Origin of the sequence: Actinoplanes sp. CA-252034 (genome assembly GCF_050956125.1) — a bacterium.
In the GTDB taxonomy this organism is placed as follows: domain Bacteria; phylum Actinomycetota; class Actinomycetes; order Mycobacteriales; family Micromonosporaceae; genus Actinoplanes.
Window position 1 is genome coordinate 2,772,404 of sequence record NZ_CP191846.1, and the last position, 13,197, is coordinate 2,785,600.

Here is a 13,197-nt window from a genome sequence, read left to right on the forward strand (position 1 = left end):
ATGCGCAGTTCGGGTGATATGACTCATCGGTGCGATCACCCTGGCGGCATCCGGCCCGAATCGTGCCGCTCGCGTTTCTCGGCATGATCATCATCGGCACCGGCCTGATGATGCTGCCGGCCGCCCGCGCCGATCCCGGGAACGCGCCGTTCGTCACCGCGCTGTTCACCGCGGCGTCCGCGGTCTGCGTCACCGGCCTCGCCGTGGTCGACACCCCGACCTACTGGTCCACCTTCGGCCACGTGCTGCTGACCGTGCTGTCGCAGATCGGCGGCTTCGGCATCATGACCCTGGCCACCCTGCTCAGCCTGCTGGTCTCGCGCCGGCTCGGCCTCCGCGGCCGCCTGCTGGCGCAGGCCGAGAGCGCCGGCCTCACCGGCGGCAACATGGTCGGCGTCCTGGTCCGGGTGGCGGTGGTCATGGCGGTCGCGGAGAGCCTCATCGCCGTCGTGGTCACGATCCGCCTCTGGACGGGGTACGACTACACGTTCGGCCGGGCGGTGTGGGAAGCCGTGTTCCATGCCGTGCAGGCGTTCAACAACGCCGGGTTCGCCCTGCACTCCGACAGTCTGATCCGGTTCGTCACGGACCCGTGGATCTGCCTGCCCCTGGCGTTCGGTGTGCTGGCCGGGGCGATCGGCTTCCCGGTCCTGTTCGAGTTGGCGCGCGAGTGGCGTACCCCCGGAACCTGGTCGACCCACACGTTCCTGACGGTGTCCGGAAGCCTGTTGCTGTCGGTCGTCGGTTTCGTGGTCTTCCTGACCTTCGAATGGCGCAACCCGGGCACCCTCGGCGCGCTCAGCACCCCGGGAAAGGTGCTGGCCGCCTTCACGCAGGACGTGATGACCCGGTCCGGTGGCTTCAACAGCATCGACCTCGGGAAGATGAACAGCGAGACGATCGCCGTCACCAACGGGCTGATGTTCATCGGCGGCGGCAGCGCCAGCACCGCCGGCGGCATCAAACTGACCACGTTCATGCTGCTCGGCTACGTGATCTGGGCGGAGATGCGGGGCGAGCCGGACGTGGTGATCCGCAAACGCCGGATCGCCGAGGAGACCCAGCGGCAGGCCGTCACGGTGGCCCTGATGGGTGTCGCGCTGGTCGCCACCGGTACCGTGGCGCTGGACGCGCTGACCGAGGACGTCCCGTTCGACCGGGCGCTGTTCGAGGTCACCTCGGCCTTCGCGACGGTCGGCCTGAGCACCGGCATCACCCCGAGCCTGCCGCCGTCCGCGCAGGTCGTCCTGGTCGTGTTGATGTATGTCGGTCGCGTCGGCACCATCGCGGTCGGCACGGCGATCGCGCTGAACACCCGGCGCCGCCACTACCGCTACCCGGAGGAGAGACCCCTCGTTGGCTGACGAGAAACTGCCCGCAGGCTCCCACGTCGCGGTGATCGGCCTGGGCCGGTTCGGTGGGTCCGTCGCCGAGTCGCTGATCGAGCTCGGCTACGAGGTGCTCGGCATCGACTCCGACCCGCGGATCGTCCAGGACTGGTCGGACCGGCTCACCCAGGTCGCCGAGGCCGACTCCACCGACGAGGAGGCGCTGCGCCAGCTCGGGGTGCACGAGTTCGGCCGGGCCGTGGTCGGCATCGGCACCAACCTCGAGACCAGCGTCCTCACCGTGCTCACCCTCACCGAGATCGGCGTGCCGGAGATCTGGGCCAAGGCCACCAGCGTCAAGCACGGCAAGATCCTGGCGTCGGTCGGCGCCGACCACGTCGTCTTCCCCGAGACCGAGATGGGCGAGCGGGTCGGCCACCTGATCTCCGGCCGGATGCTCGACTACATCGAGTTCGACGACGGCTTCGCCATCGCCAAGGTCCGGGCGCCGCGCGGTGCCGCCGGGCGCACCCTCGCCGACCTCGGGCTGCGGACCAGGTGGGGCGTCACAGTGGTGGGCACCAAACGGCCGGGCGAGGATTTCGTGTACGCCCGACCCGAGACCGTCGTCCCGGAGAACGCCGTCCTGATCGTCGCCGGCGACACCGCCAAGGTCGAGGCCTACGCCGCCGAGAACTGACGTCACCCGACCTCGGCGAGCTTGTTCACCGACGCGTTCACGAACTCGAGGAACTCCGCCTGGTCGGACTCGTCGCCGTCGGACATCTCGAAGACCGCCAGCAGGTCGCCGTCGGCCACCGCGACGGCCGCCCCACGGCTCTGCCCGTCGCCCGTCCCGGTCGTCCAGAACCCGGCCGCGGCGTTCCCGAGAGACGGCAGGACCAACCGCGTGTTCGTCGTGGCGTCGTCGCCCTCCCCCTCGGTCGGGCAGCGGGTGATCGTGTTCTCCACCGCCCGGACGAACGCCAGGGCGTTGGAGGCGTCGGGCGCGGCGACGCCCACGGCGAAGCCGGTCCCGTCCTCCTCCGCGAAATAGGCCACCACCGCGGTGGTCTCGGACTCGTCCCCGGACGGCTGGTCGTCCTCGCACACGCTCCGGTTCCGGGGGATGGGCAGCTGCGCGTTCGACGGGTCGCCCAGCGAGTGGAAACCGGTGGGTGCCTCGGCCTCGGTCAACAGCGCGTTGCGCAGGTCGCCGAGGGTCGGTGGCCCCGCCCACGCGGGACCGGCGGGTACGGTGACGGCTGCGGTCGCGGCGACCGCCAGAATGATCTCTCGCATGCCGCCGAGCCTAGGAATCCGGGGCGCCCGGCCGATGCCCGATCGCCGGAGAACCGCCGTTCCGGGCGAGCTTGCCGGCACCTGCGGTCACGAAGTCGCCGTTCCGGCCCCGGCCCGGCCCGATCCCGTCATCCTGTCCACGGACGATGCCCGGGGATCCTGTCCGGCTCGCACCGCCGCCTCAGCACGACGGCGACACGGTGAGAGCCGTATCGAACGCCGAAGGCCGCCCGATTTGGGGTGGGTGGACGCGACGCGGCAGGATCGTGTCGTGAGTGGGGACTCAGATCGGCTGCGGGTCGGGCTGCTCGGCGCGCTGCGGGTCACCCGCGGTGGCGTCGACCTGCCGATTCCCGGGGCCAGGCTGCGCGGGCTGCTGGTCCGGCTCGCCGTGGCCGGCGGGCGGCCGGTCGCGCCGGGACGACTCGCCGAGGCACTCTGGCCAGGGGAGCAGCCCACCGACCCGGCCAACGCTCTGCAGTCGCTGATCTCGCGGCTCCGGCGGCTGCTCGGCGGCGGCGACACCGTCACGCAGGCCGAGGGCGGCTACCGGCTGTCCGTCCGGCCGGACGACGTCGACGTCCTCCGGTTCGAGCGGCTCGCCGCGGTCGGGCGCGAGCGCCTGCGGGCCGGGGATCCGGCGGGCGCGGCGGGGCCGCTCGGCGAGGCGGTCGCCCTGACCACGGGAGTGCCGCCGCCCGCGACGGCCGCCGGCATGCCCACCCCGAGTGGTGTCGTGGCGGGGACCGCTCCGGGCGGTGTCGCGGCGGGGACCGGTCCCGGCAGTGTCGTGGCGGGGACCGCTCAGGGCGGTGACGTGGCGGGGACCGCTACGGGCGGTGTGGCGGCCGGGGGTGTCGCGCCCGAGCTGAGCGAGGTCGCGCCGGCCCAGGCGGTGCGGCTCGGGCAGATCCTCGTCGAGGCGGTCGCTGATCTGGCCGAGGCGGAGACCGGCCTCGGGGCGGGCGAGCGGGCCGCGGCACGGCTGACCGGGCTGCTCGCCGAGCACCCGCTGAACGAGCGGATCGCGGCGCTGCTCATCGATGCTCTCACCGCGCTGGGGCGGCAGGCCGACGCGCTCGCCGTCTACGAGCGGGTGCGGGCGGCGCTCGGCGATCAGCTCGGCACCGACCCGGGAGCGGCGCTACGGGAACGTCACCTGCTGCTGTTGCGCGGGACACCGCCTCTTGCGCCGGTGCGGGGCGCGACGACCGTACCGGAAGGGGGATCCGACCCGCCGCCGACCAACCTGCCGGAACCGCTCACGAGTTTCGTGGGGCGGGCCGACGACCTGGCGCGGATCGACGCGCTGCTCGCCGGAGGGCGGCTGGTGACCGTGCTCGGGCCCGGCGGCGCCGGGAAGACGCGGCTCGCGGTGGAGGCCGCGCGCCGGCGTGCCGGAGGGTTCCGAGACGGCGTCTGGCTGGTGGATCTCGCGTCGGTGACCGAGCCGGCGAAGGTCGGCGCGGCCGTGGTCGCGGCGGCCGGGCTGCGTGGCTCGGCGCTGTTCGAGACGGCGAACCGGGTGTGGGCCGACGGGCGCGGTGACGTCGACGTGCTGGCCGATCGGCTGTACGGGCGGCGGATCCTGCTCGTCGTCGACAACTGCGAGCACCTGATCGACGCGGTCGCGCACCTGGTCAGTGCCCTGCTCGTGCGCTGCCCGCAGCTGCGCGTGCTGACCACCAGCCGGGAGCCGCTGGCCGTCGACGGTGAGTCGCTGGTGCCGCTGGGCCCGCTCGGCCTGCCCGCCGCGGGCGCCGACCCCGGCGATGCCGTCCGTGCTCCGGCGGTGCGACTGTTCACCGAGCGGGCCGCCGCGGTCCGGCCCGGCTTCGCCGTCGACGCCGGCACCGTCGGCGACGTGGTGCGGATCGTCCGTGGACTGGACGGCCTGCCGCTCGCGCTGGAGCTGGCCGCGGCCCGGCTGCGTACCCTCGGGCTGGCCGAGCTGGCCGACGGCCTCTCCGACCGGTTCCGTCTGCTGACCAGCGGCAGCCGCACCGCGCAGCCCCGGCATCGCACGCTGCGCGCGGTGATCGCCTGGAGCTGGAACCTGCTGGCCGACGACGAGCGGGCCCTCGCCGAGCGGGTCGCCGTGCTGCCCGGCGGCGTCACGGTCGCCTCCGCCGCCGTGCTCGCCGCCGGCTCGGCGACCGTCGCCGACCTGCTCGCCGCCCTCGTCGACCGGTCGTTGCTGCAGCTCGCGCCGGGTGGTCGCTACCGGATGCTGGAGACGATCCGGGAGTACGGCATCGAGCGTCTCGCCGAGCAGGGTGCCCTCGACGGCGTCCGGGGCCTCGCCGCCCGGCACCTGGCCGGCCTGGTCGCCGGGTATGACGCGATGCTGCGTACCGCCGCGCAGATGGAGGCGCTGCGGATGATGCGCGCGGAGTACGACAACACACTCGCCGCCCTGCGCCACTTCTGCGACGCGGGGGACGCCCCGGCGGCGGTGTCGCTGGCCCTCGACCTGTGCTGGTACTGGCAGATGTTCGGCCGGCACGCGGACGCCGCCTTCTGGCTGTCGGCGGCCCTGGCCGTGCCCGGCGACGTCGACCCCGTGGCCGCCGACTGCGCCGAAGCCGTCCTCGTCCTCAACCGCACCGGCACCGAGCCGGGCCTGTTGACCGAGACCGCCGCTCAGCGCCGTGACCGGGTCCGGGCGCTCGCCGACCGGCTCGCCGCCCATCCGGAGCTGCCCGGTCCGGCCGGGGCGATCGCCGCTTTCATCCTCTACTTCGCCGGCGACAACGACCTCGCCGAGGAGCGCGTCAACCGCCTCGTCGACGGGCCGGACCGCTGGTTGTCGGCGATGGCGCACATGATGCGCGCCCAGATCGCCGAGAACAACGGCGACGTCGCCCGGATGGGGCGCGCCGCGGCCATCGCGCTGGACGGCTTCCGGGCCATCGGCGACCGGTGGGGGCAGGCCACGGTGCTGCCGCTGCGGGCGTTGATCCGGCAGTACGACGGCGACCTCGACGGGGCCTTCGCCGATCTGCGGGCGGCCCGCGCCTTCGCCGCCGAGTTCGGCTCCCTCGACATCGCCGACGAGATCTTCATCGACCTGCGCTGGGCCGACCTGCACATGCGGCGCGGCGAACCGGACGAGGCCCGGGCCGCTCTCGCGCAGGCCCGGGCGCGGGCCGACCGCTCCGACTCCACCGAGATGCGGCTGCTCGTCGACGCGCTGGAGGCCGGGATGATGCTCTGGCTCGGCGATCTCGACCGGGCGACCGAGCTGATCGACCGGGCCGCCGCCGGGATCGGTCTCGGCGGTGACAGCAGCGACGACGTGCGGCTGCTGCTCGGTGGCGACCACGGGTGCGCCATCGTCGGTGCCGTCCGGGCCTCCCTCGCGGTCCGGCAGGACGACCCGGAAACGGCGGAGAAAGCGCTGGCCGTGGCCTACCCGGCGGCCGTGCAGACCCAGGACATGCCGATCCTCGCGCTGGTCGCGGTCGCCGCCGGCGGGCTGGCCGTGCAGCGCGGGCTGCCCCGTGAGGCGGCGGCGCTGCTCGGTGCGGCGGCCCGGCTGCGGGGCGCCCACGACCACACCGCCCTCGACGTGGTCATGGTGGCCACGCGGGCGCGGGCGGCATTGGGCGAGGAGGGGTACGGGGAGGCGTACGCCGCCGGCTGGAACCTGGAGACGGCGGCCGCGCAGAGTCTCATTGACCCGGCGCGGCTCGCCATCGAGTCCGGCCCGTCCGTCGTCTCAGGCCCGCCGGGCGTAGGCGCGTAGCGCGAGCGGGACGAAGATCACCAGTAGTCCGGCCATGTAGAGCAGCGTCGTCGACACGGGACCGGCCACCGGCCCACCGACCAGCAGCCCGCGGATCGCCTTGACCAACGGCGTGATCGGGTTGACCGCGACGAACGCCTGGAGCCAGCCCGGCAGCGTGTCGGTCGGCACGAACACCGGCGACCCGAACGTCAGCGGCAGCACCAGCAGGAACATCACGCCCTGCACGGCGCCCGAGGTGCGGACCATCATCCCCACCCACACCGAGATCCAGCAGAAGCACAGGCCGAACCCGATCGACAGCGCCACCGCGGCGACCGCCGGCCAGAACCCGGTCTCCACCCGGAAGCCCATGATCGTGCCGAAGAGCAGCATCACCACGCACACGCTCAGGTAGCGGACCACGTCGGCCAGCACCGCGCCGACCAGTGGCGCCGCCCGGGAGATCGGCAGTGACCGGAACCGGTCGAACACGCCCTTCTCGATGTCCGCGTTCAGGTTCTGCCCGAGCGCCACGCCGCCCATCGCCAGTGACTGCGCGAGCATGCCGGGCAGCAGGAACTGCAGGTACGTGTGCCGGTTCCCGTCCGCGATCGCGCCGCCGAACAGATAGGTGAACAGCAGCAGGAAGATCACCGGCTGGATGGTGACGTCGATCAGCGCCTCCGGCGTGCGCATCGTCTTGATCAGGCTGCGCTTGGCCAGGGCCGCGCTGTGCCGGATGGTCCGCGTGAACCCCGAACCGGCCGGGCGGGTCAGGGGTGGTGTCATCGTCGTCATACCAGCTCCTCCGCCTTGGTGCGCCCGGTCAGCGCGTGGAACACCTCGTCCAGGCTCGGCAGGTGCAGCGCCAGCTCGGTCACCTCGACCCCTTCGCCGCGCAGCGCCGGAATCAGCTTGTCCAGCGCCTCGTCGCTCGTCACCGGCGCCGACGCCGCGCCCGGCCGCGACCCGGCGGCCTCGTCCAGGCTCGCCGACGTGCCCGGCGCGGCGACCAGGTCCAGCAGCCGCACCACGTCCGGCAACCGCCCCGGATCGGATGGCCGGACCCGCAGCGTCTGCCCACCGACCTTGCGCTTCAGCCCGTCCGGGGTGTCGTGCGCGATCACCCTGCCGTGGTCGACGACCACGATCTCGTCGGCGAGCGCGTCGGCCTCCTCCAGGTACTGCGTGGTCAGCAGCACGCTCGCGCCGCTCGCGACCTGGGTGCGGACCACGCCCCACATGTCCTCGCGCTTCGCCGGGTCCAGCCCGGTCGTCGGCTCGTCCAGGAAGATCACCTCAGGCCGGCCGACCAGGCTCGCCGCGAGGTCGAGACGGCGGCGCATGCCACCCGAGTACGTCTTCGCCGGCCGCCGAGCGGCCTCCGCCAGATCGAACCACGCCAGCAGCTCGTCGGCCCGGCGCCGCGCGTCCCTCCCGCTCAGATCCAGGAGACGACCGATGAGCACCAGATTCTGTACGCCCGTCAGGTCCTCGTCCACGGAGGCGTACTGGCCGGTGAGCCCCACCTTGCGGCGTACCTCGTGCGGGTTCTTCAACACGTCGACCCCGGCCACGAACGCGGTCCCCTCGTCGGGGCGCAGCAGCGTCGCCAGCACCCGTACCGCCGTCGTCTTCCCGGCGCCGTTCGGCCCCAACACGCCCAGCACGGTGCCCCGCCGCATCCGCAGGTCCACCCCGTCGAGAGCCTGCGTGCTCCCGAACCGTTTACGCAGCCCTTCGGCGCGCACCACCAGATCTTCCGTTCCCATGCCGACGAGCCTGACGGCCGTGCCTGGCACGGCGCGCACACCGGCCTGGCACGGCCCGCACATCCCGCTGTCTCAGCGGGGACAGGTCGCCTGGTACGGCGCCTCCGGGACGTAGGCCGCCCACTCGTCCGGTGTGAAGCCGCCACCAGCGACGGCGCAGGCGGCCTGGGACGGCGCCGCCCGTAGAGCGTTCAGGGCCGAGTAGTCCCAGAGCACGGCCCGTGTCCCGCTCTTGTCCATGCCGGCGGTGACCAGCGTGTGCCCGTCCGGATGGAAGAGGAGCGCCCGCGACCTGAGCTCGGCCCGCTTCAGACCGCTGACACGCTGGGGGGTGGACGGCTCGGCCACGTCCCAGAGCGTCAGCACGGAATCCCTCGTGCCGGTAGCGAGGGTGCGGCCGTCCGGGGCGAAGGACACCGCGTCGACGATCGTGGTGTTGCCGGTCAGGATCGCCTCCCGGCGGCGGACCGGGCCGGCGACGTTCCACAGCGCCGCCGTCTTGTCCGAGCTGCCGGTCGCCAGGGTCCGCCCGTCCGGGCTGAACGCCATGGAGCTCACGAAGGCGGAGTGTCCCTTGAGCCGCCCAGCCCGAACCGGGTTCGACCGGTCGGCCAGGCTCCACAGACTGACCGTCTCGTCCTCGGCGACGGCGACGGCGCCACCGTCGGGGCTGAAGGCGATGGGCCCGACCAGAGCGTCGCCCACCAGATCGGGGAGCTGCTCCGGGTTCCGGGGGTCGGTGAGATCCCACAGCCGCACGTTGAATCCCTCGCCGACGGCCAGGGTCCGGCCATCCGGACCGAACGCCAGCGTTGAGCTGTAGGGCCCGACGGGCACCTTGCCGAGGGGCGCCGGCGCGCTCGGATCACTGAGATCGGTCAACGTCACGAAGTCGTCCGACCCCCAGCCGAGGGCGGCGAGGACACCGCCGGGGCTGACCGCCGCCGCATTGAGGAGGTTGGGGACGGCACGTACGGTGGTGAGCTCGACCGGGCGGGCGGGGTTCGACAGGTCCCAGATGCTCGCCGTCCCGTCGGAGTGCGCCGTGGTCAGGCGCCGGCCGTCCGAGCTGAGAGCGGCCATCACCCCGCTCCGGGTCTCGCCGGCGGCCCGGCCGAGGGCCTTCGGTGCGCCGTGTGCCTCGACGGTCCACAGGCTCAGCGTGCCGTCGACCGCGAGGGTGGACAGAAGCCGGCCGTCCGGGCTGAACGCCATCGCCAGCGCGGCGCCGTCGTTGCTCTCCACATCGGCGAGGTTGACCGGCGTGTCCCCGGCCATGTCCCACAGGCGCGCCGTCCCGTCCCGGTCGCTGGTGGCCATGGTCAGGCCGTCGCTGCTGAACGTCACGTCGGCGGCCCGGACCGCCTCCGTGTACAGCTTCTTCGGCTTGGCCGGGTCGCCCATGTCCCAGGTTGACAGGTTTCCGGCGGGGTCATGGGTGGCCAGGAGCGGCCGCACCGGGTTGAAGACGGCCCTCCGGACCTTGCCGTCCAGCGTGGCCAGCTCGGTCGGGTGCAGGCGATCAGTGATGTCCCAGACCGTCCCGGTGGTGCGGGAGAAGCCGGCGGCCACGATGGTACGGCTGTCCGGGCTGAACGTGATCGGTGTCAGGCTGTCGCCCATGACCTGGCCGAGCCGGGCGGGGCTCTCCCTGTCGGACAGGTCCCAGAGGGTCCACAGCCCGTCGAAGTCGCCGGCGGCGAGCGTCCGCCCGTCCGGGCTGAGGACGGCCTGGACGGCGTCCGTCGTGGGGACCGTGCTGATCGTGACCGGCTTGGCCGGGTCGGAGACGTCGATCAGGACCGGCTGGAGGTCCCAGCCGCCGACGATGGTGAGGGTCTTGCCGTCGCGGCCGAAGGACAGGAAGGAGAAGACCGGGAAGTCGTCGAACGTGACGAGGCGGACGGGCACGGCCGGGTCGGCCACGCTCCACAGTGACAAGGTGTAGTCCGCGCCGATGACGGCGATGATGTCGTTCGCCCCGTAGGCCATGGCCAGCACCTCGTCGGTCGCGCCGACCTTGCGGGTGGAGGTGACGAGGCCGGCGAGCTCGGCCCGGGTCTCGGCGCCGGGCTGGATTTTCTCCGCGGCGATCCCGAGCCGGAGCGCCATCGCCGGGTCGTTGCCGACACTGGCAGTGGCCCGGTTGATCAGCCGCCGGACGAGTGTGATCCGCTTCTGCTCCGCGGCCTTCTCCTCCTGGCGGCGGGCTTCCTCGGCGGCCTCCTTCGCCTTTCGTTCGTTCTCCCGGGCGACGGCCTCCTGGCGGCGGGCCTCCGCCGCGGACTCCTCGGCGATCCACTGCTGGCGCCGCGCGATGGTCCGCTGCTTCTCGGCCTCGGCGGTGGCCTGCGCGGCGAGGAGTTGCTGCTGCTCCGCGAGCATCCGCTGGCGCTCGGTCGCCCGCGCCGACTGCCCGGCCAGTTCACGCTGCTCCTGGGCCACCGTCCGCTGCTCCTCGGCCAGAGCCCGCGACCGGCTCGCCAGCTCCTGCTGCTTACGCGCGTTCTCCTGCTGCCGGCGTGCCTCGGCCGCCGCCTGTTCGGCCGCCTCTCGCTGTTCCCGCGCGAGCTTCTCCTGCGACTTCGTCTCCACGGCGGCGGCGTGTGCCCGGGCCTCCTGCGCGCGGGCGTTCTCCTGCTGGCGCCGTGCCTCCTCCGCGAACCGCCCGGCATTGCCGCGTTCCTGCGAGGCGAGCTCCTGTTGCCGCTGGGCCTCGGCACTGGCGGAGGTGGCCCGGTCGGCGTTGTGTCCCGCGACCACGGCGGTCAGCGACGCCACAGCGGTCAGCAACGCCAGCGCCGCCACGGCCCCCCGGCGCAGCCGCCTGGCCCGGCGGTGCTGCCGGACGTCCTCGCCCTCCAACTCGTCCTTGCTGAGGCCGTGCATCGGGGCGGCCAACTGTGCGATGGCGTCGCGGAACCGGGCATCGTTCAGGCTGAGGCCGGGGTCGTCGCGGGTCCAGCGCAGGTCGAGGAAGAGCGGCTCCTCGGCGAACACCCCGCGCAACGCGTCCGGCACGGCCGTCGAGTCCGCGGACAGGTCGCCGCGCTCCGGGTCCCACCGCCACTCCCCGTCGGTCAGCACGGGCAGGATTCGGCCAGCCGGTTTCGTCGCGATCCAGTGCTCGATCTCGCGGTTGACCCACGGCGACTGTGCCGCCTCCGGTGAGGCGAGCAGCACGAACCAGTCCGAGCCGTCCAGCGCCTCCTGGATCGAGGACCACAACGCCGGGGTCACCGACAGGCCGGTCTGATCCCGGAATATCCACAGCGCGCGACGGCGGTTCCACGGCTTCGCCAGCCGGTGCAACCCGCGCTGGACGGCCGGTGCCAACCGCCCGTCTGCGGCGTGACTGTACGAGATGAAGCCATTGAAAGTCATGCAGTGCCCCCGCGTTCGATCGTCGGCGCCGACCGATTCTCCACGCAGGTGCCGTCATGGGGAAATCGGCGCCCGGAATCGAGCGCCACCAGTAGCCACCCGGCCCGCCTCCCCGCCCGACGCCTGACTGGATCGACCGCCTTGGATGGATTGCTTCGCATGCGACGAGTCACCCCGTCGCGTCGGGCGACGGGGTGACGGGGTGACGGCTCGGATGTTCCAGGAGGATCCGGTCACTCCGGTGCTCGGCCGGGGCGACCGGGGTGGTCAGGCGGCGGCCGGTGTGGTGGCCGGAACGCCGTGGTCGTCGTCGAGCATGGTCTGCTCGTCGAAGGGGTCGTTGCCGGACAGGACCAGGCCGGCCCGCTCGCGGTCGAACTCCTTGGTCCAGACGCCGATCAGGACGGTGGCCACCGCGTTTCCGGCGAAGTTGGTCAGGGCCCGCGCCTCGGACATGAAGCGGTCGATGCCGACGATCAGGCCGACGCCGTCGACCAGGTCGGGGCGGTGGCTCTGCAGGCCGCCGGCGAGGGTGGCCAGGCCGGCGCCGGTGACGCCGGCGGCGCCCTTCGAGGCGATGATCATGAACAGGAGCAGGGAGATCTGCTCGCTCACCGACAGTGGGTCACCCATCGCCTGGGCGACGAAGAGCGACGCCATGGTCAGGTAGATGGCGGTGCCGTCGAGGTTGAAGGAGTAGCCGGTCGGGACGGTGATGCCGACGACCGGGCGGCTGACGCCGACGTGCTCCATCTTGGCGATCAGGCGGGGCAGCGCCGACTCCGACGACGACGTGGACAGGATCAGCAGGAACTCGCGGCCCAGGTACTTCAGCAGGCTGAAGATGTTGATCCGGGCGACCGTCCAGAGCAGGGTGCCGAGGACCACGAAGACGAACAGCGCACAGGTGACGTAGAAGCCGAGCATGATCTGGGCCAGGCTGATCAGGGCGTCCACACCGGTGGCGCCGACGACCGCGGCGATCGCGCCGAACGCGCCGATCGGGGCGAGCCACATGAGCATGGCCAGGATGCGGAAGACGAGGCGCTGGAACAGGCCGATGGCGCGCAGCACCGGCTCGGACCGCTCGCCGAGGCTCTGCAGGGCGAAACCGGCGAGAAGGGCCACGAGCAGTGTCTGCAGCACGTTGCCGGAGGCGAACGGGGAGAGCAGGCTGTCCGGGATGATGCCGAGCAGGAAGTCGGCGGTGCTCTTGGCCGGTTCGGTGCCGATCGCCTTCTGCCCGGCCGCGGCGGTCGAGGCGTCCAGGTGCATGCCCGAACCGGGGTGGATGATGTTGCCGACGACCAGGCCGATGGCGAGCGCGACCGTCGACATCGTCAGGAAGTAGCCGAGCGCCAGGCCGCCGACCTTGCCCACCTTGGCCGCCTGCCGGATCGAGCCGACGCCGAGGACGATGGTGCAGAAGATGACCGGCGCGATCATCATCTTGATCAGATCGACGAAGCCGGTGCCTATCGGTTTCAGCTCGACCGCGGTGTCCGGCCAGAGCAGGCCGACGCCGATGCCGAGCAGGACGGCCGCGATGACCGCCAGGTACAGGTAGTGTGTGCGGTCGCGTTTGACCGGCGGGGTAGCGGTTGTCATGACAGGAATGTGGCCTGGGTCTCAGACGCTTTCACCGTTACGTTCATTCTGTTCATCCGAACGAAACGAATCG

Annotated in this window: 8 protein-coding genes; 3 read left to right on the forward strand and 5 right to left on the reverse strand. The window is 72.4% G+C overall.

The annotated features are described in order from the left end of the window. Positions 1-83 precede the first annotated feature (83 nt). Positions 84-1,364 (forward strand): TrkH family potassium uptake protein, encoded by a 1,281-nt coding sequence (locus tag ACQPZW_RS12410; protein WP_433797521.1) that lies wholly within the window; start codon positions 84-86, stop codon positions 1,362-1,364. After that, positions 1,357-2,028 carry a potassium channel family protein gene (locus ACQPZW_RS12415; RefSeq protein WP_433795002.1) on the forward strand — a complete coding sequence of 224 codons (672 nt, stop codon included), beginning with the start codon at positions 1,357-1,359 and terminating at the stop codon, positions 2,026-2,028. The genes ACQPZW_RS12410 and ACQPZW_RS12415 overlap by 8 nt, the downstream gene beginning before the upstream one ends. Before the next feature lie 2 nt (positions 2,029-2,030). On the opposite strand, the gene ACQPZW_RS12420 is transcribed toward ACQPZW_RS12415, so the two are convergent. Further along, positions 2,031-2,630 (reverse strand): hypothetical protein, encoded by a 600-nt coding sequence (locus tag ACQPZW_RS12420; RefSeq protein ID WP_433795003.1) that lies wholly within the window; start codon positions 2,628-2,630, stop codon positions 2,031-2,033. 271 nt (positions 2,631-2,901) lie between these two features. Here ACQPZW_RS12420 and ACQPZW_RS12425 point away from each other — a divergent pair, with 271 nt between their 5' ends. Next, entirely contained in the window at positions 2,902-6,378 is a 3,477-nt protein-coding gene (locus tag ACQPZW_RS12425; RefSeq protein WP_433795004.1) for an AfsR/SARP family transcriptional regulator, read from the forward strand. On the opposite strand, the gene ACQPZW_RS12430 is transcribed toward ACQPZW_RS12425, so the two are convergent. The 4 genes from ACQPZW_RS12430 to ACQPZW_RS12445 form a co-directional block, all read right to left on the reverse strand. Continuing rightward, complete coding sequence (locus ACQPZW_RS12430; RefSeq protein WP_433795005.1) at positions 6,352-7,158, reverse strand: ABC transporter permease; 807 nt, start codon at positions 7,156-7,158, stop codon at positions 6,352-6,354. The genes ACQPZW_RS12425 and ACQPZW_RS12430 overlap by 27 nt on opposite strands. Then, positions 7,155-8,132: an ATP-binding cassette domain-containing protein gene (locus ACQPZW_RS12435; RefSeq protein ID WP_433795006.1), complete on the reverse strand. Its 978-nt coding sequence runs from the start codon at positions 8,130-8,132 to the stop codon at positions 7,155-7,157. The genes ACQPZW_RS12430 and ACQPZW_RS12435 overlap by 4 nt, the downstream gene beginning before the upstream one ends. Before the next feature lie 72 nt (positions 8,133-8,204). Next, complete coding sequence (locus tag ACQPZW_RS12440; RefSeq protein WP_433795007.1) at positions 8,205-11,516, reverse strand: TIR domain-containing protein; 3,312 nt, start codon at positions 11,514-11,516, stop codon at positions 8,205-8,207. Between the two features lie 267 nt (positions 11,517-11,783). Next, the gene (locus tag ACQPZW_RS12445) at positions 11,784-13,124 is read right to left on the reverse strand and encodes a cation:dicarboxylate symporter family transporter (RefSeq protein WP_433795008.1); all 1,341 of its coding nucleotides are present in this window, start codon (positions 13,122-13,124) and stop codon (positions 11,784-11,786) included. Positions 13,125-13,197 lie beyond the last annotated feature (73 nt).